This is a genomic window from Hylemonella sp. GW821-FHT10B10 (genome assembly GCF_059415585.1).
The window spans coordinates 280,709-304,048 of the sequence record NZ_JBWKNN010000001.1 but is presented as its reverse complement, the minus strand read 5'-3'; the positions used below and the strand labels follow the sequence as shown (position 1 = coordinate 304,048).

The window sequence follows — 23,340 nt, the reverse complement described above, 5'->3', positions numbered from 1 at the left end:
AAAGGAGACATACCATGACAACCTCGTTGACCCGGCGCGCCCTGGTGGCGGCCCTCGCCCTGGCAAGCACCGTCGGTGCCGGAACTGTTCACGCTCAGGCCTCCAACGCTGCACAGAACTACCCCGCGCGCGCGGTGAGGTTCGTCGTGCCCGTGCCTGCGGGCGGCGCGGCCGACATGATGTCCCGCCTGATCGCCAGCCACCTGCAGGCCAAGCTGGGGCAGCCCTTCGTGGTCGAGAACCGGCCGGGCGCCGGCTCCAGCCTGGGCATGGACGTGGTTGCCAAGGCCGCACCCGATGGCTACACCATAGGCATGGGCAACGTCGCAGCCAACGCCATCAACCCGGCCGTCAAGCCCGGTGCCTTTCCGTACCAGCCGGTGAAAGACTTCGCCGCGATCTCCATGGTCGGTGTCACGCCGCTGATCTTCGTGGTCAATGCCGACAAGGTGCCCGCCACCAGTCTGGCGGCCTTCGTCGCACACCTCAAGGCCAATCCCGGCAAGCTGAGCTATGGTTCCTCGGGCGTGGGCTCATCGCTGCATCTGGCGATGGAGCTTTTCCTGATGCGCACCGGCACCGCCATGCTTCACGTGCCCTACAAAGGCTCGGCGCCCATGGTCACGGAACTCCTCGGGGGCCAGATCGAGGCTTCCATCGACGCGGCCACGACCTCTCTGCCACACGTCAAGGCCGGCAAGCTGCGCGCGCTGGCCGTGTCGACCAAAGACCGCGCCTTCTTTGCGCCCGACCTGCCGCCCATTGCCGACACGGTGCCCGGGTTCGATGTGAGCCCATGGCATGGCGTGGTTGCACCCGCAGGCACCCCGCAGGCCATCGTCGACAAGCTCTCGGCCGAGATCCAGGCGTTCCTGCGTCAGCCCGAGGCGGAGGCCAAGCTGCGCGATGCCGGCGTGGTGCGCGTGGGCTCGTCGGCGAAGGACTTTGCGCAGGCAATGCAGAACGATTTCGAGCTGTACACGAAGGTGGTGAAGGACGCCAATGTCAAGGCGGAGTAGGGCCATTGAGCGGCCCGGCCGCTCCTCCGAGGATATTTGACCAGGAGACACAACCGATGAACCAACGAATCAACCGCCGCACGCTGCTCGCGGCGTCGGCCGCCATGGCCGCTTCGGGCGTGCTGCCCGGCGTCCGCGCGCAAGGCACCTGGCCCGCCAAGCCCGTCACCGTCATCGTGCCGTTTGCGCCTGGTGGTGCGGGCAACGGCTCGGTGCGGATCCTCGCGGAGATCATCGGCCCCGCGCTGGGCCAGCCGCTGGTGGTGGAAAACCGCGCCGGCGGGGGCGGCATCCCGGGCACGCAGGCCGTGACCAGCAGCAGCGACGATCACTTGCTGTTGATGGGCAGCACGACCATGACCATACTGCCCGCGCTGCGCAACGACCTGGGCTACGACGTGCAGCGGGACCTGCAGCCGGTGGGTATGATTTCCTCGCAACCGCTGGTGTTTGCCGTGCCTGCGAATTCACCGCTCAAGTCTCTGGACGACCTGGTGGCACGCGGCAGGGGCAACGACCTCTCGGCCGGTAACAGCGGCGTGGGCACGCTCTCGCACCTGACCACCGAACTGCTCAACCGCAAGCTGGGCCTCAAGCTGCTGGCCGTACCCTACAAGGGCGATGCACAGCTGATTCCCGACGTGGTGGCCGGCACCATCTCCATCGGCGTGATGAACCTGCCGGTGGCATTGCCCCTGATCCAGGATGGCCGTCTGCGCGCGCTGACCGTGACGTCGAGCAGGCCTGTGGCCTCGCTCCCCGGCGTGAAGCCCCTCAACACCTTGGGGTCTGAGTTCGTAATCACCGGCTGGGCCGCCCTGTTCGCGGCGCGCAACGTGCCCGCGGCCGGTGTCGAACGTCTGGGTGTCCAGCTGCGCGCTGCCCTGCAGCAGGACAGCGTGCGTGAGCGCTTTGCGGGTTTTGGTGTGTCGCCCGAGATCGCCACACCAGCGCAGTTACGCGAGTTCATCGCATCCGAGATCGCACGCTGGGGCGATTTGGTCAGGAGCCGGGGCATCAAGCTCGAGTAAGGCGCTGCGCTTCCCAAACAAAAAGGGCTACGCGTCGCGTAGCCCTTTTTTTACTGGAGGCATCAGGCAGCGACCAGCTGGATGGTGCGGCCGATCCCGAGTTCCTGGCCCAGGTGCGCCATCTTGTGGCTGGGCCGGCATTCGGACCAGAGCGCACGGGCACAACCTTCGCACTTGCCGCACTGGGTGGCCACGCCGAGTTCGAGCTGGATCTCATCGAAGTCGGCGCCGGCACGGGCGGCACGCTCGATGGTTTTGTCGGAGACGCGGTGGCAGACGCAGACGATCATGGCTGGGCTCTGGTTGAAAGTTATGCGAATGATAGTGGTTCGCAATACGATTGCCAAGTGTTTTCCGACGCCCCTGCCACCGACAGGGCTGAAGCCCAAAGACTGTCTAAAACCCCAGGAACCTTTTGCTTAGCACTCAATCACAGAGAGTGCTAATATAGAAACATGATCTCGAAAGGAGTTCTGGCATGACCGCTGTCTCTGCAGTCCCCACCTCGGCTTTGGCCGTCGCCAACCCTTGGGCGCTTGTGCCCCCGCTGGGCAATCTGGACGCCTATATTTCGGCCGCCAACCGCCTGCCCATGCTCACCCTTGAGGAAGAGCAGGAGTTCGCGCGCAAGTTCCGCGACCACAACGACCTTGAGGCCGCCGGTAAGTTGGTGCTCTCTCACCTCCGTCTGGTGGTTTCTGTTTCCCGCCAGTACCTGGGTTACGGCCTGCCGCACGGCGACCTGATCCAGGAAGGCAATGTGGGCCTGATGAAGGCCGTCAAGCGCTTCGACCCGGATCAGGGCGTGCGCTTGGTCAGCTATGCGCTGCACTGGATCAAGGCCGAGATCCATGAATACATCCTGAAGAACTGGCGCATGGTCAAGGTCGCCACGACCAAGGCCCAGCGCAAGCTGTTCTTCAACCTGCGCTCCAAGAAGCAGGGCTACAAGGCCGATGCCGCCGCTGCGGACGCCGCCACCCACCGCGAAACGCTGAGCGAGCATGAGATCGACCTCATGGCGAAGGAGCTCAACGTCAAGCGCGAAGAGGTCATCGAGATGGAAACCCGCCTCTCGGGCGGCGACGTCATGCTGGACCCGGGCCCGGGTGACGATGGCGAGGACAGCTTCGGCCCGATCGCCTACCTGGCTGACGCCAACCACGAGCCCACGGCCATGATCGAGGCGCGCCAGCGCGACCATCTGGCCAGCGACGGCATCGCTGCTGCCCTGGACACGCTGGACGCGCGCAGCCGCCGCATCGTGGAAGAGCGCTGGCTCAAGGTCAATGACGACAGCTCGGGCGGCATGACGCTGCACGAACTGGCCGCCGAGTACGGCGTGAGCGCCGAGCGCATCCGCCAGATCGAAGTGGCCGCCATGAAAAAGATGAAGACCGCACTGGCAGAATACGCCTGACTTTCACCATAAGCCATCAGGCCCCGGATTCGAGAGAGCCCGGGGCCTTTTCACTGGAGACAAGAATGCATTTGACCCCCTCCCCCTTGCGTCGCGTCCTGCTGGCGCTGGGCCTGCTCGCACTGGCCGCAGGCACCCATGCGGAGCAGGCCGCCTGGCCGAGCAAGCCCGTCCGGATCCTGGTCGGCTTCCCGGCCGGCACGTCGCCCGATCTGGTGGCGCGCACGCTGGCCGAACCGCTGAGCAAGGCGCTGGGGCAGCCTGTCATTGTGGAGAACAAGCCGGGTGCCGGCGGCAATATCGCCGCTGACCAGGTGGCCAAGGCCACGGACGGCCACACCATCGGCGTGATGATCAACGGCAACCTCACCATCGCCAGGTTGCTCAACCCCAAGACACCTTATGACCCCGCCAAGGACCTGGCCCCCATCAGCCTGGTCGGTACAGCGCCGCTGGTGCTGGCCGCGCCGGCCGGCGCGCCCGGGGCAACGGGCGCCGAGTTCCTGGCCGCTGCGCGCAGCAGCGGTGACAAATGGAGCTATGGTTCACCCGGCGTGGGCACCGTGGGCCATATCGGCATGGAGCTGCTCAAGGCACGCTCGGGCATCCAGCCCGTGCACGTGCCCTACCCCGGCTACCCGCAGGTGGTCACGGCCATGATGGGCGGACAGATCCAGCTCTCCATGCTGCCGCCCGGCCTGGCGCAGGCACAGGCCGCCGCCGGCAAGGTGCGCCTGCTGGGTGTCACGTCCGCAGGCCGCAGCACCCTGGCCCCGGGTGTGCCCAGCCTGGTCGAGGCCGGCGTGAAGGACTTCCAGCTTGAGATCTGGAACGCTGTGGCCGGCCCGGCCTCCATGCCCAAGCCGGTGATCGCCAAACTGTCCGCCCTGCTCAGCGAGATCGCGCGCAGCCCCGAGGTGCGGCAGCGCCTGTTCCAGCAGGGCTGGCAGGTGGCAGGCGGCTCGTCCGAGGCACTGGCGCTGCGCATCAAGTCCGACACGGCCGTGTTGGGCAAGATCATTGCGGATCGCGCGATCAAGGCGGAATAAGCACCCGCCCCGGGCACTCCTGGAAAAACAAAAGCCCGCCATGAGCGGGCTTTTTTACTTGGACGGGTGGATCACTTTTCCTGCAGCAGCAGCTTGATGTCCGCAGCCAGCGCACCCGCCCCGGTGCCATAGCGCGAATACAGGCGTAACCTGCCCTGGGTGTCGTAGACGTACATGCCGGCCGAATGGTCCATGGTGTAGCTGCCCGGCGCCTTGCCTTCGACCTTCTTGTAATACACCTTGTAGTCCTTGGCGACTGCGGCCAGCTGCTCCGGCGTGGCGGCGTACAGGGCCAGGAAGGTCGGGTCGAAGTTGGCCATATAGCTCTTCATCACCTCGGGCGTATCGCGCTCGGGGTCGACCGTGACGAAAAGGCCCTGGACCTTGTCGCCGTCCTTGTCCAACAGCTTCTTTACCGCGGCCAGCTCGGTCATGGAGGTGGGACAGACATCGGGGCACTGCGTGTAGCCGAAGAACATCACGACGATCTTGCCCTGGAAGTCCTTGAGCGTGCGTGCCTGGCCATTGTGGTCGGTCAGCGTGAAATCCTTGGCGTAGTCGGCGCCGGTCAGGTCGATGGCGCTGAAGGAGGGCTTGCCGCCATCCGAACAGGCTGCGAGCAGCAAGGTCGAGGCAGCGATGAAAAGGAGCAGAGAACGTTTAAGCATGGGACCTCACAACAGATAGTGGTCGAGCAGCAGGGCCGCGAACAGCACGCTGAGATGGATCAGCGAGAAACGGAAAGTCTTGCGCGCTAGTTCGTCCGAGTAATTGCGCCACAGCTTGAAGGCATAGGCAAAGAAGCCGATGCTCAGGAGCACGGCCGCGGCCAGGTAGAGCCAGGAGCTCATGCCATAGGCAAAAGGCATGAGACAGGCCGCGAACAGGACCAGGGTGTAGAGCAGGATCTGCAGTCGCGTGAACTCGTTGCCATGCGTGACCGGCAGCATGGGCAGGCCGGACTTGCGGTAGTCCTCCACACGGTACAGGGCCAGCGCCCAGAAGTGCGGCGGCGTCCAGAGGAAGATGATGAGGAAGAGGATCAGCGCCTCGGGGCCGACGTCGTTGGTCATGGCCGACCAGCCCAGCACCGGGGGCATGGCGCCCGAGGCCCCGCCGATCACGATGTTCTGCGGCGTCAGCGGCTTGAGGATGACGGTGTAGATCACCGCGTAGCCGACGAAGGTGGCGAAGGTCAGCCACATGGTCAGAGGGTTGATCCAGAAGTACAGCAGGGCCGAGCCGGCCGCGCACAGCACGGCAGAGAAAAGCAGGGTCTGCACATCGCTGAGCTCGCCCTTGGCCGTGGGGCGCCAGGCCGTGCGTTTCATCTTGGCGTCGATGCCCTTCTCGACGATGCAATTGAAGGCCGCCGCGGCGCCCGCCACCAGCCAGATGCCAATGCAGGCGATGAGCATCAGGCGTAGTTCTGGCCAACGCGGCAGGCCTGGCACGGCCAGCACCATGCCAATCAGGGCACAGAAGACGATGAGCTGGACAACCCGCGGTTTGGTCAGCGCATAGAACTGGCTGAACACGGCGGTCGTGGAGGCGAAGGTGGATGCACTCATGCGGCAGAACTCGAAACAGGAACGGAAGAAGCACCCGGCTGGTGGGCCGGGCCTCTGCTGCTGGCCAACGCCCAGGTCAGCAGCACGACCAGACCGGCGGCGCCACCCGTGTGCAGCACGGCCGCCGGCAGCGGCCAGCCCAACACCACGTTGCTCAAGCCGGTCAGACATTGCAGGGCCAGCAGGGCGCCCAGCCAGCGCGCGACGACGCGCCATTGCGGCAGGGTCCACAAGCGCCAGGCCAGCCAGGCCAGCACGGCGATCACGCCATAGGCCAGCAGGCGGTGCGCGTAATGGATGGCAGTGAGGGCGGCGAAACTGATGTGCTCCCCGCTGCTGCTCAGGCCCAGCTCACGCCAGATCTCAAAGCCCTGGGCGAAATTCATCTCGGGCCACCAGCTGCCCTGACAGGCCGGAAACTCAGTGCAGGCCAGCACGGCGTAGTTGGTACTGACCCAGCCGCCCAACGCGATCTGCAGCGTCAACAGGCCCAGGCTCCATCCCAGCCAGGTGCGCAAACCCGGGGGCGCGGCACGGGTAGCGGCCGCATCGTGCATCTGTGCATAACGCACAGCCTGCAGACACAGCAGAGCCAGCAACAGCAAGCCCCCCAGCAGGTGCAGCGTGACGATGGCAGGAAACAGTTTCATGGTGACGGTGAGCGCCCCAAAGGCGCCCTGCACGCAGACCCAGACCAGGGTGAGCGTGGCCCACCAGGGGCTGGGCGCACCGGCCTCACTGCGCGGCTGGCGCAAGTGCTCACGCCAGCTGGCTGCAGCCAGCACCAGGATGAGCACGCCCACGCCGGTGGCCAGATAGCGGTGGATCATCTCGACCCAGGCCTTGCCATGTGTCACGGGGCCGCTGGGCAGGGCCTGCTGTGCGGCGGAGATTTCGGCATGCGCACCCACAGGGCTGGCATTGCCGTAGCAGCCCGGCCAGTCCGGGCAACCCAGGCCCGAGTCAGTCAGGCGCGTGAAGGAGCCGAACAGCACGAGGTCGAAGGTGAGGAACAGCGTGAGCACCGTCAGCGCCTGCAGGCGGCGCGCGGTGCCGCCCTGGCGCTGGCGCAGCCAGACCCAGGCCAGCGGCCCACCGGCCAGCGCCAGGCCCATGAGCATGAGGCGCAGCACCGGGCTGAAGTCGTAGAGGGTGTCCATGGTTTCAGCGGCCGGCCTTGTCCCAGGAACTGGAAGCACGCAGCAGTCGCTCCAGGTCACGCTTGGCCTTGGCGGCCGTCTCGACATCCAGTCGCGCCGGGAAGCGCATCATCCAGTTGCCCATGGGGTCCACCACGTACAGATGCTCGCCAATCTCATGGCCGGTGGCCGGCGCCAGCCAGCGCGCCAGTTCCTCGGCCGGTACACGCAACACCGTTGCGTCCTGCAATCCCGCTTGCAACTCTGCCGGGATGGCTTGCATGTCGTTGACCAGCCAGACCCGGTCCAGGCGATCCTTCTCCTTGCCCAGGCTTTCCCGCAGCTGACGCTGGAAATAGAGCTGCTGCACACAAAGCTCATTGCAGCTGCCGCTGCCCACGCTGACCAGCAGCCACTGTCCCTTGAGCTCCGTCAGCTTGTGCGTGCGCCCTTCGAGGTCCAGGCCCAGCATCTCGGGCATGGCGCGTTGCGGTTCGATGAGCTCGCCGAAATTGCGCCGCCCTTCGGGGCGGATGACGTAGTAGGTGAAGTAGGAGGCGATCACCGGCGCCGCGCTGACCAGCAGCACGGCGATCATCTTCCAGCGCCCGCTGCGTGTGCGGCGCGTCTCCTCGGCCAGCGCCTGGGTCGGCGCAGGCAGGTCATAGACAGTGAGCCCGAGCACGTGGTCGCCGCCTTCAGGCGGAGCGACGCTTGTATCTTTTGACAATTTGGAACCAGACATAAAGAAGTGTTATCAGGGCGCTCAGCCCGAACCATTGAAACGCGTAGCCGTAATGCTTGTCGACCCCGGTGTTGATCTGCGGCCAGTCGCGCAGCAGCCCATCGGCCGACACCCCGGTCTGCTGGATCGAGAGGGCCACGAGGGGCAGCCCGCTTTCAAGGCGGAACTGGGCCAGATCAAGATTTTGCCGGATTGCTCCCGTCCCGGCCTCGCCCATGTCATAGAGCCTGGAAGGCGCCGGGGCGATACGCCCCTCCACGCGGACCGGGCCCCTCGGCGTATCGATCTGCGGCACGCGCGTGCGATCCTCGAAATCGCGCGGCACCCAGCCCCGCTGCACCAGCACAACCGGGCCGTTGTCCAGGCGCAAGGGCGTCAGCACAAAAAACCCCGGACGCCCGTGCATCTGCCGGTTGTCCAGAAACACGGTGCGCTCCGCCACCCATTGGCCGTCGGCGGCGATGCGACGGTGCAGCAACGCATCATGGTCGAAGTCGCCCGACAGGCTGCGGGCATCGAGCAGGGGCAGGTCGGCGCGCGCGTCGATGCTGGCCTGCAGGGCTTCTTTCTCGGCCGCACGGCCAAGCTGCCAGCGCCCCAGCGCCAGTGTCAGCGCCACAGCCAGCAGCGCTGCCACCGTGACCAACCAGAAGCGCAATTTCAGACTCACGCGATAATCCCGTCCATGAAATACCTCGTTGCCCTGGCCTTCCTGGCCATCATCGCCAGCCTGGGTTCGGCCCTGTTTTTCATGATGCGCGACGGCCGCGACGGCAAGCCCAAGACCAGCAACATGGTGCGTGCCCTCGCCTTTCGCGTGGGCTTTTCCATCCTGATCTTCGTCTGCATCCTGATCGCCTGGAAGCTGGGTTACATCCAGCCTACCGGCATACGGGCTGGTCAATAAACGGCCCATTCAACAAAAACAAAAGCCGCTGCGAGCGGCTTTTGTTTTTGCCGGCTCGGGCGTCTTGCGACGCCACGAGCACTCAGATCTCACATCCAGTACACAAGGATGTACAGGCCCAGCCACACCACGTCCACGAAGTGCCAGTACCAGGCGGCGCCTTCGAAGCCGAAGTGGCGCTCTGCGGTGAAGTGGCCCTTGCGCAGGCGCAGGGTGATGAAGAACAGCATCAGCATGCCGACGAACACGTGGAAACCGTGGAAGCCGGTCAGCATGAAGAAGGTGGAGCCGTAGACGCCGGAGCTGAGCTTGAGGTTCAGGTCGCTGTAGGCGTGTGCATATTCGTAGCCTTGCACGAACAGGAAGGTCAGGCCCAACAGCACGGTGACCCACATGAAACCGAGCGTCTTGCTGCGGTTGCCATCACGCAAGGCGTGGTGGGCGATGGTCAGCGTGACGCCCGAGCTCAGCAGCAGGGCCGTGTTGATCGTGGGCAGCCAGAAGGGGCCCATGGTCTGGAAGGGCTCGATGATGCCGGCCGGCGAAGCGGTGACACCCGCTGCGACGCTGGGCCAGACGGCCTTGAAATCAGGCCACAGCAGGGCGTTGTCCAGGCTGCCCAGCGCCGGCACAGAGTGCACGCGGGTCCACCACAAGGCCGTGAAGAAGGCACCGAAGAACATCACTTCGGAGAAGATGAACCAGGTCATGCTCCAACGGAAGGAGATGTCGATCTTGTGGCCATACTGGCCGCCTTCGCTCTCGGCGATGGCCTCGCGGAACCACTGGAACAGCACCACCAGCCACCAGACCAGACCGAACAGCAGGGAATACTTGCCCCAACCGGCGCCGTTGACCCACTGGCCGGCACCCAGGATGACGAAGAACAGGCCGATCGCCGCCATCACGGGGTGGCGAGACGGTCCGGGCACGTAGTAGTACGGGGTGCCGCCGTGGGTAGTCGAACTCATGTTTGCTCCATTCCTTCCGGTTCTGCTTCTCTCAAATTTTCAGATGTCTGGTTCGGACCTTATGTGGCCACGATCCAGTTCACCAAGGCAATCAAACTCAATACAAACAGGATGCCCCCGACCAGCCCCACCGCGATGATGTGGTAAGGCTTGAGGCGTCCGATGTCATCCTGGAAACCACTGTTCTTGCGCACGCCCAGGAACGACCAGGCCACGGCCTTGACGGTCGCCCACAGCGTGCTCTTGGCGGCCTGGGTCTCGCTCATGCCCCGGCCTCCGTGCCCTTGCCCGCGGCTGTCGAGCCCGGCGCCGGCGGCGTCTTGCTGCCCACCTCGAAGAAGGTGTAGGACAGGGTGATGGTGTTCACGTCTTTGGACAGCTTGGGGTCGATCACAAAGACCACCGGCCAGCTTTTCTTTTCGCCCGGCGCCAGCGTGTACTCGTTGAAGCAGAAGCACTCCAGCTTGTTGAAGTGCGCTGCCGCCTGGCGCGGGGCGTAGCTCGGGATGGCTTGGGCCGACATGCGGCGGTCCTGTACGTTCTCGAACTCGTACATCACGGTGGTCATTTCGCCCGGATGCACCTGCAGCGAACGCTGCGCGGGTTTGAAACTCCAGGGGCCTCGGACATTGGCGTCGAACTCGACCGTGATGGTGCGGCTGCTGTCGACCTGCGTGTTGCCAGGCACCACCGTGCTGCGGCCAGGCACGTCGCGTTCGCCGATGGCCAAGATATTGACCCCGGTGAACTCGCAGATGGCCTTGTAGATGGGCACCAGGGCATAACCGAAGCCGAACATACCGGCCACCACGATGGCCAGCTTGCCCACCATTTGGACGTTTTCGCGTCGCAGGTTCATGGCCGCTCTGTCACTTGCCGAAGAAAACAAACTTGGCCACGAAGCCCAGGAAAAAGACCAGGGCGACAGAGGCCAGGACCAGCCCCATGCGCAGATTGGCTTTTTTCTGTTCAGGTGTCATGGCTCAGGCTTGTGCTTCAGGTTCAGCCGATGACCTTGGTCGCCGTGGCGTCCAGCTTCGGGGGGGTTTCGAAGGTGTGGAAGGGTGCCGGCGAAGGCACTTCCCACTCCAGGCCTTCGGCGCCTTCCCAGGGCTTCTGCGGGGCCTTTTCGCCCTGGCCGCGCATGGCGGGCAGCACGACGGCGAAGAAGAAGTAGACCTGGGCCAGACCGAAGCCGAAGGCACCGACGGTGGCGATGGCGTTGAAGTCAGCGAACTGCATGGGGTAGTCGGCGTAACGACGGGGCATGCCGGCCAGACCCAGGAAGTGCATGGGGAAGAAGGTGATGTTGAAGGCAATCATCGACCACCAGAAGTGCAGCTTGCCGCGGCTTTCCTTGTACATGCGGCCGGTCCACTTGGGCAGCCAGTAGTAGATGCCGGCGAACATGGCGAACAGGGAGCCGGCCACCAACACGTAGTGGAAGTGGGCCACGACGTAGTAGGTGTCCTGCAGCTGGATGTCGATCGGGGCCATGGAGAGGATCAGACCGGTGAAACCGCCCATGGTGAACACGAAGATGAAACCCACGGCCCACAGCATCGGGGCCTCGAAGGTCATCGAGCCCTTCCACATGGTGGCCAGCCAGTTGAAGATCTTCACGCCGGTGGGCACGGAGATCAGCATGGTGGCGTACATGAAGAACAGCTGACCGGTCACCGGCATGCCGGTGGTGTACATGTGGTGCGCCCACACGATGAAGGACAGGATGGCGATGGAGGCCGTGGCGTACACCATGGAGGCGTAGCCGAACAGGCGCTTGCGGGCGAAGGCCGGCACGATGGCGCTGACGATGCCGAAGGCCGGCAAGATCATGATGTACACCTCGGGGTGGCCGAAGAACCAGAAGATGTGCTGGTACATCACCGGGTCGCCGCCGCCAGCGGGATTGAAGAAGGTGGTGCCGAAGTGGCGGTCGGTCAGCGTCATGGTGATGGCGCCGGCCAGCACGGGCATCACGGCGATCAGCAGGTAGGCGGTGATCAGCCAGGTCCAGCAGAACAGCGGCATCTTCATCAGCGTCATGCCGGGAGCGCGCATGTTCAGGATGGTCACGATGATGTTGATCGAGCCCATGATGGAGGAAGCGCCCAGGATGTGCATCGCGAAGATGCCGGCGTCCATCGAGGGGCCCATCTGCAGGGTCAGCGGGGCGTACAGCGTCCAGCCGGCTGCGGGAGCGCCGCCGGGCATGAAGAAGGAACCCACCAGCATCAGGGCTGCCGGGATCATCAGCCAGAAGCTGAAGTTGTTCATGCGGGCGAAGGCCATGTCGGCCGCGCCGATCTGCAGCGGCACCATCCAGTTGGCGAAGCCCACGAAGGCCGGCATGATGGCGCCGAACACCATGATCAGGCCGTGCATGGTGGTCAGCTGGTTGAACAGCTCGGGGTTCACGATCTGCAGGCCGGGCTGGAACAGCTCGGCGCGGATCAGCAGGGCCAGAACGCCGCCGATCATCAGCATGGTGAAGGCGAACAGCAGGTACAGGGTACCGATGTCCTTGTGGTTGGTCGCGTAGACCCAGCGCCGCCAGCCCGTGGGGGCGTGATGGTCGTCATGGGCGTGGTGATCGTGATGGTCTAGAACGGCACTCATCCTGATTTCCTTCTCAATACTCTAGGCGTCTGACGACTGTTTATTTGCGGGCGGTCTTGATGTCGGCCGGCTGCACCAGCTGGCCGGTCTTGTTCGACCAGTTGTTCTTGGTGTAGGTGATGACGGCGGCAATCTCGGTGTCGCTCAGCTGCTTCCAGGAGGGCATGGCGCCCTTGCCGTTGAGCAACGTGGCGATCTGCTTGCCCTTGTCGGCATCCAGCACAATGGCCGAGCCATCCAGCGCCTTGATCGGGCCGGCGCCCTTGCCGTTGGCCTGGTGGCAGGCCGCGCAGTTGGCGGCATAGACCTTCTCGCCGCGCTTGGCCAGATCGTCCAGCACCCAGACCTTGTTCGGGTCGTCGGCCTTGGCGGCCATGGCCTTCTTCTGGCCGTCGACCCACTTGGAATAGTCTTCAGCCGACAGCACCTTCACGTGGATGGGCATGTAAGCGTGTTCCTTGCCGCACAGCTCGGCACACTGGCCGTAGAAGTCGCCGGTGCGCTCGGCACGGAACCAGGTGTCGCGCACGAAACCGGGGATGGCGTCCTGCTTGATGCCGAAAGCCGGCACCATGAAGGCATGGATCACGTCGTTGGCGGTGGTGATGATGCGGACCTTCTTGTCCACCGGCACCACCAGGGGATTGTCGACCTTGAGCAGGTAGTCATCGGTGGGCGCCGGCTTGCCGGACTCGGACATCACACGGTGGTTGTTGTCCAGGGTGGAGATGAAGCCGATGCCTTCGCCTTCGCCCTTGATGTAGTCGTAACCCCACTTCCACTGGTAACCGGTGGCCTTGATGGTCAGGTCGGCGTTGCTGGTGTCCTTCATGGCCACGACGGCCTTGGTGGCCGGCAGGGCCATCAGGATCACGATGACGAAGGGGATCACGGTCCACGCGATTTCCACGGCCACGGACTCATGGAAGTCGGCCGATTTGTGGCCCACCGACTTGCGGTGCTTGAGGATGGAATAGAACATCACGCCGAACACCGCCACGAAGATGACGGTACAGATGATCAGCATGAACCAGTGCAGCCACTGTTGTTCGGCGGCGATCTTGGTGGCCGCGCCCCCCAGATTGAGCTGGTTGACCGCCGGACCACCGGGCAGGTCGTTGACAGCCTGGGCTGCGGTGAAGGCCGCCGTACCGGCCCAAGCGCCAGCCATGAGCAGCAGTGAAGCCAATTTATTAGAAATGCTCTTCATCATGTTCACTTCTTCAAGGTCTTAAATAATCCAGGACTGCCCAGGCTGGCCCGACACGCGGCTTGTGACCGATGCGCCCACCCCACTTGAGGGCAGGCAGCGAGCTGCCGTTGAATTTCAAAATTCAGCAACCGCTTATTGTAGCCCAGCACTTTTGGGCCCCACCCCGGCTGATGGGACGGTCCTGCACGCTAGACGCGGGGCTCCTGCGGTCGGCGCAGCGACGCACGCATCTCGTCCAGGCTCAAGGTGGTTTCGGCGGCCAGGGTCAGGCGGCGCTGCGGCTTGAAGGCATGGCCATAGATGACCTCGAAACTCAATTTGAGCCGTCCGTCCTGCGCCGGATCGGCCAGCCCTTGCAGCGCGGTATGCAAGCGCTGCAACCAGTCGCGTCCGCGCAAACCGGCGCCGCGCGCCGGGTGCAGGTTGCGTCCGAGCTCGCGCAGTTCCTGCAACAGGCGCTGCGGTGTTTCAAAAGTCAGTTCGATGCGCTCCATGTCCATCACGGGCTCGGCAAAACCGGCGGCTACCAGCATGTCGCCCCAGTCGTGCATGTCGGTGTATTCATGGGCCGGAGCCGGCCAGCCCAGGGCCTGGTACAGCGTGCGCAGCTCACGCAGGGTGTCGGGGCCGAAGCAGGAGAACATCAGGAAGCCATCGACCGCCAGTGCCTCGTGCCAGCGCTGGATCAGGGCCTGCGGATCGGCGGCCATGTGCAGGGACATATTGGCCCAGAGCAGTTCGGCCGGCACCGGCGCGGGCGTCGCGCCCAGGGCCGCGCGCCAGCGCGCCGGATGCCACCAGGGCCGTGCCCCGGCCTGCAGCGCGCGCCGCTGCTCATCGACCAGAGCCGCGCTGACCGTGGCTCGCGCCTTGGGATAACGCTGCGCCAGCAGGGCCTGCGCCTGCAGGCCACCGCGCACGGGCTCCCAATGCAGCACGGTCTTGGGCTGGCGCACGATCCAGTCCAGCCTTTGCTCCATGCGCCGCGCCACCTCTTCATGCAGCCAGGCGGAGGCCGTCTGCGGGCGTTGCGCCCAGCGCGCGGCCGCGACGGGATCGATGGTGGGGGGGCGGTGATCGGACATGGACCGGCGAGTATATTGATTCCCCATGTTGCGCGCCCTGCTCGACCGCCTGAGCACCGCCCTGCCCAGCCAGTGCGCGGTCTGCCATGCCTGGCCGGCCCGGACCCTCTGTGAAGCCTGTGTGGCGCGTTTTGCCCAGCCGCACCCGCGTTGCCACACCTGTGCCCTGCCGGTTCCTGCTGGCGTCGAACGTTGCGGCGCATGCATCAAGGAAGCGCCACCCCTGGACCTCTGTCTGGCTGCTGTGGCTTATGAATACCCCTGGAGCGGACTGGTCGCGCGTTACAAGTTCGGCGCCAGTCCGGGCTGGTCCTCGGCCTTGGCCCTGCTGATGCGCAGCACGCCCTGGGCCGAACCGGCATTGGAAACCGCCGACCGGGTGCTGCCCATGCCCCTGTCACGCGAGCGGCTGCGTGAACGGGGTTTCAACCAGGCCCTGGAGCTGGCACGCCAGCTGGCACCGGGCAAGGCGGACGCCACCCTGTTGCTGCGGCTGCGCGACACAGCGGCGCAAAGCAGCCTGCCACGGCCCGCACGGCTGCGCAATGTGCGCGGCGCCTTCGGGGTGGCGCCGGGCCGGGAGCAGGAGATCCAGGGACAGCGACTGGTGCTGGTGGACGACGTCATGACCAGCGGGGCTTCGCTCTACACGGCAGCGCAGGCCCTGCGCGAGGCCGGGGCCGCGCACATCACGGGGCTTGTGCTGGCCAGGACCGAATAGCCGGCGTAGTGAACCGGCTAGTGCACGGTTTCGATGACCATGCGGTGATAACGCTCGGCCAGGACAAAGGGCACGTGGTGGATGGCCTGCGACACCCGCTCGGCGGCACTGTTGTCGGGGATGGGCAGGATCAGGAAGGTCGCCCCGGCCCTGGCGGCGTCCAGGAAAGCCTGCACGGTCCGCATGCTGGTCCCCATGTTGGCGATGAAGCCCGCCTGGTGCAGGTTCTTCTCGGCGAACTCCGCCATCTGCTGCGGTGTCAGCTCCAGCGCGTCCAGCGGCTGATGCACCAGCTCTTCAAGCTCGTGCACAACCTGGTGCGCATCGTCGGCTTGCCGAAACGCCACCACCATATGCCCCGTCGGGAAGAAAGCACCAAAGTCCGTGTGCAGCTTGTCCAAGGATTTCATGGTTTGCCCCCAGTATGTAGGTATTTCATTCTAGGAAGGCGTCGCCAAATTACCAGTCCGGCGTACGGCGACAATGGAGGCCGCCTATGTTCCACATCGTCCTGGTCGAGCCCGAAATCCCGCCCAACACGGGCAACGTCATACGCCTGAGCGCCAACACCGGCTGCACCCTGCATCTGGTCGAGCCGCTGGGGTTTTCCATGGACGACAAGCACATGCGGCGCGCGGGCCTGGACTACCACGAGTACGCCGAACTGCGCCGTCATGCAAGCTGGGACGCCTTCCTGGCCGAAGCCCGGCCCATGCCCGAGCGCATGTTTGCGCTGACCACGCGCGGTACGCGCCAGGTGCATGACGTGGCCTTCGAACCGGGCGACTGGCTGGTCTTTGGTGCCGAGACGCGAGGTTTGAGCGAAGCCGTACGCGCTGCATTTGCTCCGGCGCAGCTACTCAAGCTGCCCATGCGCGCGGGACAACGCAGTCTCAACCTCTCCAACGCCGTCGCGGTGACGGTCTTCGAAGCCTGGCGACAGAACGGGTTCGGGACCTAGCCCCCACGCTCGACAAGAGCGGGTTCTCGCTGCCCCCCAAAGGGGCCCTCGCGACTCCGGGCGACCGTGCGCCGGTCAGGGATAACGCCGCGCGATCGACTCGGCCACACAGACCGGCTTGGCCGCGCCCTCGCGCTCGATCGTCACTTCCCAGGTCATCTGCACGCCGCTGTTGTCGATGGGCTCGCAGGCCAGCAGCTTCATGCGCGCGCGCAGGCGACTGCCCACGGGCACCGGGGCCATGAAGCGCACGCGGTTGAGGCCGTAGTTCACCCCCATGCGCGACTCGACGATTTCCATGGTGCTTTCGAAGAACCGGGGCAACAGCGAGAGCGTGAGGAAGCCGTGCGCGATGGGCCCGCCAAAAGGACCCGCCTTGGCTTTTTCCACGTCGACATGAATCCACTGGTGATCGCCCGTGGCCTGGGCGAACTGGTTGACCTGCTCCTGCGTGATGGTGAGCCAGTCGCTGACCGCGACTTCCTGGCCCACCAGCGCGGGAAACTCCTTGAGGGACTGGAAGGTTTTCATGCCGCCCACTGTAGCGGCCAGGCCCGTACGCCAGCTGTCATGCGCGCGACGCAGAACCTTATTGATCCAGCCAGCGGCACAGCCCCTGCCACTGCTCCAGATCCTTTTCCACGCGGCTGGGCGCCACGTCAAAAAGCGTCAGGCCGTGGGCGGCAAGGTGGATGTAGTTCTGCGTGTCACGCAGATAGGCCAGCACCGGCACGCCCAGCGCGTCCACGAAGGCGCGCAGCTTGTCGGCCGAGATGGTGCGACCGTCCACCCGCATACCCACGATGCCGACCTGCATGCCGGGGTGGTAGTTGGCCTTGATCTGGTCCAGGAAAGCGCGGGTGGCGAAGATGTCGAACACGCTGGGCTGCAGCGGCACGATGACCTTGTCGGCATGGCGCAGCACGTCCTTCATGCGTGCGCCGTCCAGCCCTGCCGGGGTGTCGAGCACCACGTGGGTGGTGCCCTTGGGCAGCTTGGCCAGCTTGTCCTCGCCCACGTCCCAGCTCACGATGGGTCGCGCCGTGGCCGGCCGCAGGCCGAGCCACAGGCGTGAGGACTGCTGGCGATCGGCATCGCCCAGCATGACCTTGTGCCCCTGACTGGCAAAGTAACCCGCCACATTGGTGGACAGGGTGGACTTTCCGACGCCCCCCTTGGGATTGGCAACCACGACAACCGGCATCACGTGCTCCTTGGAGACCCGACCTTTCGCCATATTAGCCCATGAATGCCGGCCAGCCACCTGCAGGCAGGCCGTGGCCAAAGGCTCAGGACTAACCCTAGGCCCCACCCGCACGCAGGCTCCTGCCGATAAGATGACCCGCAAACACAGGCCGGGCGTGGACCCTGCCGCCTCACCGGAGACCACCATGGAAAGCAAGTTCGCACGCAAGGGCATGGGTCTGATGCTGGCCGCCCTCGGTCTGCTCGGTACCGGCACGGCCTGGGCCCAGGCCGACTGGCCCAAGGCCAGGCCCGTCACCATCGTGGTCGGTTTCGGCCCCGGGGCCTTCACCGATGTCATTGCGCGCGTGGTGGCGCAGAAACTCGGCGAGAGCACCGGCGGCAGCTTCACCGTGGAAAACAAGCCCGGCGCCGGCGGCAACATCGCCACGGGCCAGGTCAAGCGCGCCGCGCCGGATGGCTACACCATCCTCGTGCACAGCGTGGCCTACGCCGTCAACCCTTCGCTCTACCCCAACGCCGGCTACGACGCCCTCAAGGACTTCGCACCGCTGGCGCTGGGCCCGCGCACCCCCAACATCATCACCGTCAACCCAGCCACACCTGCCCAGGACCTGAAAGAGCTGATCGAGCTGGCGCGCAAGGAAAAGCTGAGCTACGCCTCCTCTGGCATCGGCACCACCACCCACCTCTCGATCGAGCGGCTGAAGAACGCCGCCAAGGTGGACATCACCCACGTACCCTACCAGCCGGCCCAGGCCATCGCCGCCGTGGTGGCCGGCCACGCCCCCATGTCCTCCACCTCCATGCCACCGGCCGTACCGCAGATCAAGGCCGGCAAGGTGCGGGCCATCGCCGTCACCAGCGCCAAACGCTCCGCCCTGTTGCCCGAGGTCCCCTCGGTCACCGAGTTCGGCTACACCGATTTCGACGACTACACCTGGGTCGGCTTCTTCCTGCCGGCCGGCACGCCCCAGGCCCTGGTGGACCGCATCAACGCAGAGGTCAACAGAGCCATGGAATTGCCGGACTCGAAGGAGAAATTCGTGAGCCTGGGCATGGAGTCGACCCGCAACAGCTCGGCCGAGTTCGGCAACTTCCTGCGCACCGAAGTCGACAAATGGGCGGCCGTGGTCAAGAGCACGGGTGCCAAGGTCGAGTAAAAATCGGCGCCCGAGGTTATTCCGTTTCGTTTCCCGAGAAAGACCGACATGAGATTGTTCAGTTTCGAGGTGCAGGGCCAGGCCCGCATCGGCGTGCTCAAGAGTGCCCAGGCCCAGGAATACGTCGACCTGTCACTGGCTGCGCCCCAGCTGCCGGGCGATATGGGCGCACTGATCGCCCGGTCCGGCGGCCTGGAGGCGGCCCGACAGGCTGCGGCCCAGGCACCTGCAGCGGCCGTCAAGCCGCTGGCGGGTGTGCGCTTCCTGCCCCTGGTGCCGCGCCCCGGCAAGATCGTTTGCCTGGGACTCAACTACGCAGACCACGCCAAGGAAGGCGGTCATGCCCGCCCCGAATATCCCAGCTTCTTCATGCGCGGCGCCAGCTCCATGACCGGGCACCAGCAGCCCATCATCCGGCCCAAGGCCTCCACCAAGCTGGACTACGAGGCCGAACTCGCTGTCGTCATCGGCAAGAAGGCACGTCACCTGACCAAGGCGAACGCACTGGAATGCGTGGCCGGATATTCCTGCTTCAACGACGGCAGCATCCGCGACTACCAGCGCAAGACCAACCAGTGGACCATAGGCAAGAATTTCGACCACAGCGGCCCCTTCGGCCCCTGGCTGGTGACACCCGATGAGTTGCCTCCCGGCGCCGCGGGCCTGCGCATCCAGTCGCGCCTGAACGGCAAGGTCATGCAGGACGCCAACACCAGGGACTTCCTCTGGGACGTGGTCGAGTCGCTGTGCATCATCACCGAGTGCATGACCCTGGAGCCGGGCGACGTGATCATCACCGGCACCCCCGCCGGCGTGGGTTATGCGCGTACGCCGCCGGTCTGGATGGCGCCGGGCGACATCTGCGAGATCGAGGTCGAAGGCATCGGCATCCTGTCGAATCCGATCGCCGACGAGTAGGCTAGCTGCTCGCGGGCGCCAGCACCACGGGAAAGTCCACCGCGAGATAGCTGCCCTGGAGCTGGTAGCGTGCCCTCACAGCCGGGTCGTTTTCCTGCTTGAACTCCGCCACCAGGGACTCACGCACGCCGAACACCGCGTCATTCGCGACATAGGGATCTTCGGCGTCGAACAGTTCGGTCACCAGGCTGCGGTAGCCGGGCGCCTCCACGATGAGGTGGTAGTGCGCCGGCCGCCATGCGTCCCGCTGCGCCACACGCAGCAGCTCGCCGATCGGGCCGTCCGTGGGCACCATATAGGGTCGGGGCCGGATGGTCAGCAGTTCAAAGCGCCCATCGGGCAGGACCTTCATCTGGCAGCGCAGATTGTCCTGCGGCTGCGAGTTGTCCATCTGCCAGTACAGGCCGTTGTCGGCGTTCTGCCAGAAGTCGACGGTAGCGCCCGTGATGGACTGGCCCCTGATGTCGCTCACCCGGCCGCGCAGCACGACGGGTTCGCCGGTGTTGTCGCGCTTCAGGTCGGTGCCACTCTCCACCCAGGGCGAACCCCGGGTATGGAAAGGCCCGAGCACGCTGCCTTCGGTCGCGCCTGGTGTCGAGGCCAGCAGGTCCACCAGTGAGGACAGACCCAGCACATCGGACATCAGCGTGAACTCGCTGCGTGAGGCGCTGCTGATCTCGGCCGCCCGGTGCAGGAAGGCCAGGCCGGCCTGCCACTCGGCATGGGTAAGTTGTGTCTCGGTCGCGTAGCTGTGCAGATGGCTGACCAGCTTGGCCACCAGAAAGCGCAGGCGCGGGTCCTCGATCCTGCTGAAACTCTGGCTGACGGCCTCGGTCACGTTCTGCCGGCTGATATTGCGCATGGGTCCTGTCTCCTTCGTTATGTTTTCATGCTAGCGTAAAGTCTGTCCACACCTTCCGCTCAGCACCAGACACCGACCTCATGGAACACACCTCCAGCTGGCTCAGCCACACCTTCGTCTACCTCTGCGCCGCGGTCATCGCCGTGCCCCTGAGCAAATACCTGGGCCTGGGCGCCATCATTGGCTACCTGGGCGCGGGCATCATCATCGGCCCCTGGGGCCTGGGCCTGGTCAGCGAGGTGCAGGACGTGCTGCACTTCGCCGAATTCGGCGTGGTGCTCATGCTCTTCCTGATCGGGCTGGAACTGGAGCCGCGCCGTCTCTGGAGCCTGCGCCGGCCCATCTTCGGCTGGGGCAGCGCCCAGGTGCTGGCCTGCAGCGCCGCCCTCTTCCTCGGCCTCTACGCCCTGGGTCTGGTGTTTCCCGCCCAGCTCGGTGGCTGGAAAACCCCGCTGGTGGCCGCCCTGGGCCTGGCTCTGTCTTCCACGGCCATCGCCCTGCAGGTCATGGGCGAACGCAATCTGCTGCCCACCCCGGGCGGACAGGCGGGCTTTTCCATCCTGCTGTTCCAGGACGTGGCCGCCATCCCCATCCTGGCGCTGCTGCCCCTGCTGGGCGCCGAGCCGGGCCAGGCCAACGATGACTTCCGCTGGGCCGAACTGATCAAGATCGTGGTCGTGATCGGTGGCATCGTGCTGGGCGGCCGCCTGCTCTTGCGCCCCGTGCTGCGCTGGATCGCACGCAGCCGCACACCCGAGATCTTCACCGCTGCCGCCCTCCTGCTGGTGGTGGGCATCGCGTCGCTGATGCAACAGATCGGCCTGTCCATGGCCCTGGGCGCCTTCCTCGCCGGTGTGCTGTTGGCCGAGAGCGAATACCGGCGCGAACTGGAAACCGACATTGAACCCTTCAAGGGTCTGCTGCTGGGCCTGTTCTTTATCGCGGTGGGCATGAGCATCGACCTCTCGGTGCTGCGTTCCGCGCCCGGACTCATTGCCCTGCTGGTGCTGGGCTTTCTGGCCATCAAGGCGGTGCTGATCTATGCGATGACGCGCTTCATGCGCGTGCCGCTGCCCGAGCGCCCGGTCGTCACTCTGCTGCTGGCCCAGGGTGGCGAGTTCGCTTTCGTGGTCTTCCAGACTGCGGCCGGGGCGCAGTTGCTCTCTAACGAGACCACTTCCCTGCTGATCGGCGCAGTGGCCCTGTCCATGCTGCTCAGCCCCCTGCTGATGGTGGCGGTGGACAAGCTGCTGGCACCGCGCCTGGCCGCGGCCGGCGGCGCCAAACCGGACGAGATCTCGGAACCGCAGGAGGCGCCGGTGCTCATCGCCGGTTTCGGCCGCTACGGCCAGATCGTGGCGCGTGTCATGCTGGCCCAGGGCATCCCCAGCACCGTGCTGGACCACGACGCCGACATGATCGAAGCCGCGCGCAGCTTCGGCTACCGCGTGCACTACGGCGATGCCACCCGCCTGGACCTGCTGCGCATCGCCGGCGCCGCCAGCGCCAGGGTGTTGGTCGTGGCCGTGGACGACAAGGAGCAATCGCTCAAGATCGTGGACCTGGTGCGCGAGAATTTTCCCGGCCTGCAGATCGTGGCGCGGGCGCGCGACGTCACGCACTGGCACGAACTGCGCGAACGTGGTGTGCAGCTGGTGCAGCGTGAACTTTTCGAGTCCAGCCTGCGCAGCGCGCGCAGCGTGCTGGAATTGCTGGGCCACACGCAGGAGCAGGCTCGCGCCTTCGCCTGGCGTTTCCGCCAGCACAACCTGGAGCTGTTCGAGAAGATGCACCCGCACTTCAAAGACCGCAACAAGCTGATCGCCGTGGTCCGCCAGGGACGCCAGCAGCTGGAAGAACAGATGGCCCAGGAGCGGGCCGAGCGCCAGCACCCGCCCACCGACAAGTCCTAGCCCCCTAGCCCCTGCGGGACGTCAATGGAAAGCGTCCCAGACCAGCTTGGTGCCGGTCAGCAGCAGGCCAAGGTAAATCAACTGGTAGAACAGCTTGGGGTCGATGCGCCGTGCCATGCGCACGCCGATCCACACGCCCACGGGCGCCAGCGGCAGCAGCGCGATGGAGGTGGCCAGGTTGCGCCAATCCAGCAGGCCCAGCCAGGCATAGGGCACCCACTTGGACAGGTTGATGAAAAAGAAGAACCAGGACAGGGTGGCGGCAAACACCACGGGCTTGAGCTTGAGCGGCAGCACATAGGCCGCGATGGGCGGCCCACCGGCGTGCGCAACAAAACTCGTGAAACCGCCCGCCGTGGTGAGCAGCCCCCCCAGCCAGCGCGGCGGCGGCGTGCTGTCGGCGCGCGGCGGGAACAGCAGGCGCTGCGCCAGGAAGAGCAGCGTGAACACGCCCACGATACCGGCCACGATAGGAGCGGACAGCAGCTTGAAAAGCAGCGCACCGATCAAGGTCCCCAGCAGGCCGAAGGGCAGCAGGAATTTGAGCAGGTCCTTGTCAAACTCATTGCGCAGGGCCGTGATGCCCAGCAGGTCCATGAGCAGCAGCACCGGCATCAGGATGGCCGCAGCCTGCGGCACCGTGACGGCCAGCGCCATCAGGGGCACCGCCAGCGAGCCGAAACCTGCGCCGAAACCACTCTTGCTGATGCCCAGCAAAAGCACCGCGGGCACCGACACCAGATAGAAGTAGGGATCGGTGATGACGGGGAAATTCAAGGGAAAACTTTCTTCAGGCCTTCCCCGGACTGAGGAAGGCCTGAAGTGTA

At 65.2% G+C, this 23,340-nt stretch carries 28 protein-coding genes; 10 read left to right on the top strand and 18 right to left on the bottom strand.

The window, feature by feature from the left end:
• Positions 1 to 14 precede the first annotated feature (14 nt).
• Together AC07NT_RS01470 and AC07NT_RS01465 are read left to right on the top strand one after the other, a co-directional pair.
• The gene (locus tag AC07NT_RS01470) at positions 15 to 1,019 is read left to right on the top strand and encodes a Bug family tripartite tricarboxylate transporter substrate binding protein (protein ID WP_498598203.1); all 1,005 of its coding nucleotides are present in this window, start codon (positions 15 to 17) and stop codon (positions 1,017 to 1,019) included.
• Between the two features lie 56 nt (positions 1,020 to 1,075).
• Positions 1,076 to 2,050 carry a Bug family tripartite tricarboxylate transporter substrate binding protein gene (locus AC07NT_RS01465; protein ID WP_498598204.1) on the top strand — a complete coding sequence of 325 codons (975 nt, stop codon included), beginning with the start codon at positions 1,076 to 1,078 and terminating at the stop codon, positions 2,048 to 2,050.
• 62 nt (positions 2,051 to 2,112) lie between these two features.
• Here the strand turns inward: AC07NT_RS01465 and AC07NT_RS01460 are convergent, their stop codons facing one another.
• Positions 2,113 to 2,340: a (2Fe-2S)-binding protein gene (locus AC07NT_RS01460; protein WP_498598205.1), complete on the bottom strand. Its 228-nt coding sequence runs from the start codon at positions 2,338 to 2,340 to the stop codon at positions 2,113 to 2,115.
• 188 nt (positions 2,341 to 2,528) lie between these two features.
• Here AC07NT_RS01460 and rpoH point away from each other — a divergent pair, with 188 nt between their 5' ends.
• On the top strand, positions 2,529 to 3,470 hold the full coding sequence (gene rpoH, locus AC07NT_RS01455; RefSeq protein WP_498598206.1) for an RNA polymerase sigma factor RpoH: 942 nt from the start codon (positions 2,529 to 2,531) through the stop codon (positions 3,468 to 3,470).
• A gap of 65 nt (positions 3,471 to 3,535) precedes the next feature.
• The gene (locus tag AC07NT_RS01450) at positions 3,536 to 4,519 is read left to right on the top strand and encodes a Bug family tripartite tricarboxylate transporter substrate binding protein (protein ID WP_498598207.1); all 984 of its coding nucleotides are present in this window, start codon (positions 3,536 to 3,538) and stop codon (positions 4,517 to 4,519) included.
• Positions 4,520 to 4,590: 71 nt separating this feature from the next.
• Here AC07NT_RS01450 and AC07NT_RS01445 read toward each other — a convergent pair whose 3' ends face one another.
• Genes AC07NT_RS01445 through AC07NT_RS01425 form a run of 5 tightly spaced genes read right to left on the bottom strand, consistent with a single transcriptional unit; the run spans position 4,591 to position 8,644 of the window.
• Entirely contained in the window at positions 4,591 to 5,187 is a 597-nt protein-coding gene (locus AC07NT_RS01445) for an SCO family protein (protein ID WP_498598208.1), read from the bottom strand.
• A gap of 6 nt (positions 5,188 to 5,193) precedes the next feature.
• A complete protein-coding gene (gene cyoE, locus AC07NT_RS01440; RefSeq protein ID WP_498598209.1) occupies positions 5,194 to 6,090 on the bottom strand; it encodes a heme o synthase in 897 nt (298 codons plus the stop codon).
• The gene (locus tag AC07NT_RS01435) at positions 6,087 to 7,250 is read right to left on the bottom strand and encodes a COX15/CtaA family protein (protein ID WP_498598210.1); all 1,164 of its coding nucleotides are present in this window, start codon (positions 7,248 to 7,250) and stop codon (positions 6,087 to 6,089) included. Before AC07NT_RS01435 ends, cyoE begins: the two co-directional genes overlap by 4 nt.
• Before the next feature lie 4 nt (positions 7,251 to 7,254).
• Positions 7,255 to 7,974 carry an SCO family protein gene (locus tag AC07NT_RS01430; protein WP_498598211.1) on the bottom strand — a complete coding sequence of 240 codons (720 nt, stop codon included), beginning with the start codon at positions 7,972 to 7,974 and terminating at the stop codon, positions 7,255 to 7,257.
• A complete protein-coding gene (locus AC07NT_RS01425) occupies positions 7,928 to 8,644 on the bottom strand; it encodes an SURF1 family protein (protein WP_498598212.1) in 717 nt (238 codons plus the stop codon). Before AC07NT_RS01425 ends, AC07NT_RS01430 begins: the two co-directional genes overlap by 47 nt.
• 15 nt (positions 8,645 to 8,659) lie before the next feature.
• Here AC07NT_RS01425 and AC07NT_RS01420 point away from each other — a divergent pair, with 15 nt between their 5' ends.
• Positions 8,660 to 8,881 carry a twin transmembrane helix small protein gene (locus tag AC07NT_RS01420; protein WP_498598213.1) on the top strand — a complete coding sequence of 74 codons (222 nt, stop codon included), beginning with the start codon at positions 8,660 to 8,662 and terminating at the stop codon, positions 8,879 to 8,881.
• An 89-nt stretch (positions 8,882 to 8,970) separates the two neighbouring features.
• On the opposite strand, the gene AC07NT_RS01415 is transcribed toward AC07NT_RS01420, so the two are convergent.
• From AC07NT_RS01415 to AC07NT_RS01385, 7 genes are all read right to left on the bottom strand, one after another.
• Positions 8,971 to 9,852: a cytochrome c oxidase subunit 3 gene (locus AC07NT_RS01415; RefSeq protein ID WP_498598214.1), complete on the bottom strand. Its 882-nt coding sequence runs from the start codon at positions 9,850 to 9,852 to the stop codon at positions 8,971 to 8,973.
• A gap of 59 nt (positions 9,853 to 9,911) precedes the next feature.
• A complete protein-coding gene (locus tag AC07NT_RS01410) occupies positions 9,912 to 10,118 on the bottom strand; it encodes a DUF2970 domain-containing protein (RefSeq protein WP_498598215.1) in 207 nt (68 codons plus the stop codon).
• Positions 10,115 to 10,711 carry a cytochrome c oxidase assembly protein gene (locus AC07NT_RS01405; RefSeq protein ID WP_498598216.1) on the bottom strand — a complete coding sequence of 199 codons (597 nt, stop codon included), beginning with the start codon at positions 10,709 to 10,711 and terminating at the stop codon, positions 10,115 to 10,117. Before AC07NT_RS01405 ends, AC07NT_RS01410 begins: the two co-directional genes overlap by 4 nt.
• Positions 10,712 to 10,721: 10 nt before the next feature.
• Positions 10,722 to 10,832 carry a cytochrome oxidase small assembly protein gene (locus tag AC07NT_RS01400; RefSeq protein ID WP_498598217.1) on the bottom strand — a complete coding sequence of 37 codons (111 nt, stop codon included), beginning with the start codon at positions 10,830 to 10,832 and terminating at the stop codon, positions 10,722 to 10,724.
• A gap of 22 nt (positions 10,833 to 10,854) precedes the next feature.
• On the bottom strand, positions 10,855 to 12,471 hold the full coding sequence (ctaD, locus tag AC07NT_RS01395; protein ID WP_498598218.1) for a cytochrome c oxidase subunit I: 1,617 nt from the start codon (positions 12,469 to 12,471) through the stop codon (positions 10,855 to 10,857).
• A gap of 40 nt (positions 12,472 to 12,511) precedes the next feature.
• Positions 12,512 to 13,681 carry a cytochrome c oxidase subunit II gene (gene coxB / locus AC07NT_RS01390; RefSeq protein ID WP_498598515.1) on the bottom strand — a complete coding sequence of 390 codons (1,170 nt, stop codon included), beginning with the start codon at positions 13,679 to 13,681 and terminating at the stop codon, positions 12,512 to 12,514.
• A 191-nt stretch (positions 13,682 to 13,872) separates the two neighbouring features.
• Positions 13,873 to 14,769 carry a class I SAM-dependent methyltransferase gene (locus tag AC07NT_RS01385; RefSeq protein ID WP_498598219.1) on the bottom strand — a complete coding sequence of 299 codons (897 nt, stop codon included), beginning with the start codon at positions 14,767 to 14,769 and terminating at the stop codon, positions 13,873 to 13,875.
• A gap of 25 nt (positions 14,770 to 14,794) precedes the next feature.
• Between AC07NT_RS01385 and AC07NT_RS01380 the strand changes: the two genes are divergently transcribed.
• Positions 14,795 to 15,490: a ComF family protein gene (locus tag AC07NT_RS01380; RefSeq protein ID WP_498598220.1), complete on the top strand. Its 696-nt coding sequence runs from the start codon at positions 14,795 to 14,797 to the stop codon at positions 15,488 to 15,490.
• A gap of 17 nt (positions 15,491 to 15,507) precedes the next feature.
• On the opposite strand, the gene AC07NT_RS01375 is transcribed toward AC07NT_RS01380, so the two are convergent.
• Positions 15,508 to 15,900 (bottom strand): hypothetical protein, encoded by a 393-nt coding sequence (locus AC07NT_RS01375; protein ID WP_498598221.1) that lies wholly within the window; start codon positions 15,898 to 15,900, stop codon positions 15,508 to 15,510.
• Positions 15,901 to 15,986: 86 nt separating this feature from the next.
• Here AC07NT_RS01375 and AC07NT_RS01370 point away from each other — a divergent pair, with 86 nt between their 5' ends.
• The gene (locus AC07NT_RS01370; protein WP_498598222.1) at positions 15,987 to 16,451 is read left to right on the top strand and encodes a tRNA (cytidine(34)-2'-O)-methyltransferase; all 465 of its coding nucleotides are present in this window, start codon (positions 15,987 to 15,989) and stop codon (positions 16,449 to 16,451) included.
• 75 nt (positions 16,452 to 16,526) lie between these two features.
• On the opposite strand, the gene AC07NT_RS01365 is transcribed toward AC07NT_RS01370, so the two are convergent.
• Positions 16,527 to 16,982 carry a MaoC family dehydratase gene (locus AC07NT_RS01365; protein ID WP_498598223.1) on the bottom strand — a complete coding sequence of 152 codons (456 nt, stop codon included), beginning with the start codon at positions 16,980 to 16,982 and terminating at the stop codon, positions 16,527 to 16,529.
• A 58-nt stretch (positions 16,983 to 17,040) separates the two neighbouring features.
• On the bottom strand, positions 17,041 to 17,655 hold the full coding sequence (locus tag AC07NT_RS01360; protein WP_498598224.1) for a nucleotide-binding protein: 615 nt from the start codon (positions 17,653 to 17,655) through the stop codon (positions 17,041 to 17,043).
• A gap of 187 nt (positions 17,656 to 17,842) precedes the next feature.
• Here AC07NT_RS01360 and AC07NT_RS01355 point away from each other — a divergent pair, with 187 nt between their 5' ends.
• Positions 17,843 to 18,820, top strand: a complete 978-nt coding sequence (locus AC07NT_RS01355; RefSeq protein ID WP_498598225.1) for a Bug family tripartite tricarboxylate transporter substrate binding protein — start codon at positions 17,843 to 17,845, stop codon at positions 18,818 to 18,820.
• 48 nt (positions 18,821 to 18,868) lie between these two features.
• Complete coding sequence (locus tag AC07NT_RS01350; RefSeq protein WP_498598226.1) at positions 18,869 to 19,738, top strand: fumarylacetoacetate hydrolase family protein; 870 nt, start codon at positions 18,869 to 18,871, stop codon at positions 19,736 to 19,738.
• A 1-nt stretch (position 19,739) separates the two neighbouring features.
• On the opposite strand, the gene AC07NT_RS01345 is transcribed toward AC07NT_RS01350, so the two are convergent.
• Positions 19,740 to 20,600: a dioxygenase family protein gene (locus AC07NT_RS01345; protein WP_498598227.1), complete on the bottom strand. Its 861-nt coding sequence runs from the start codon at positions 20,598 to 20,600 to the stop codon at positions 19,740 to 19,742.
• A gap of 80 nt (positions 20,601 to 20,680) precedes the next feature.
• On the opposite strand from AC07NT_RS01345, the gene kefC reads away from it, so the two are divergent.
• Entirely contained in the window at positions 20,681 to 22,513 is a 1,833-nt protein-coding gene (kefC, locus tag AC07NT_RS01340; RefSeq protein WP_498598228.1) for a glutathione-regulated potassium-efflux system protein KefC, read from the top strand.
• Positions 22,514 to 22,534: 21 nt separating this feature from the next.
• Here kefC and AC07NT_RS01335 read toward each other — a convergent pair whose 3' ends face one another.
• The gene (locus tag AC07NT_RS01335) at positions 22,535 to 23,290 is read right to left on the bottom strand and encodes a sulfite exporter TauE/SafE family protein (protein ID WP_498598229.1); all 756 of its coding nucleotides are present in this window, start codon (positions 23,288 to 23,290) and stop codon (positions 22,535 to 22,537) included.
• Positions 23,291 to 23,340: the final 50 nt, after the last annotated feature.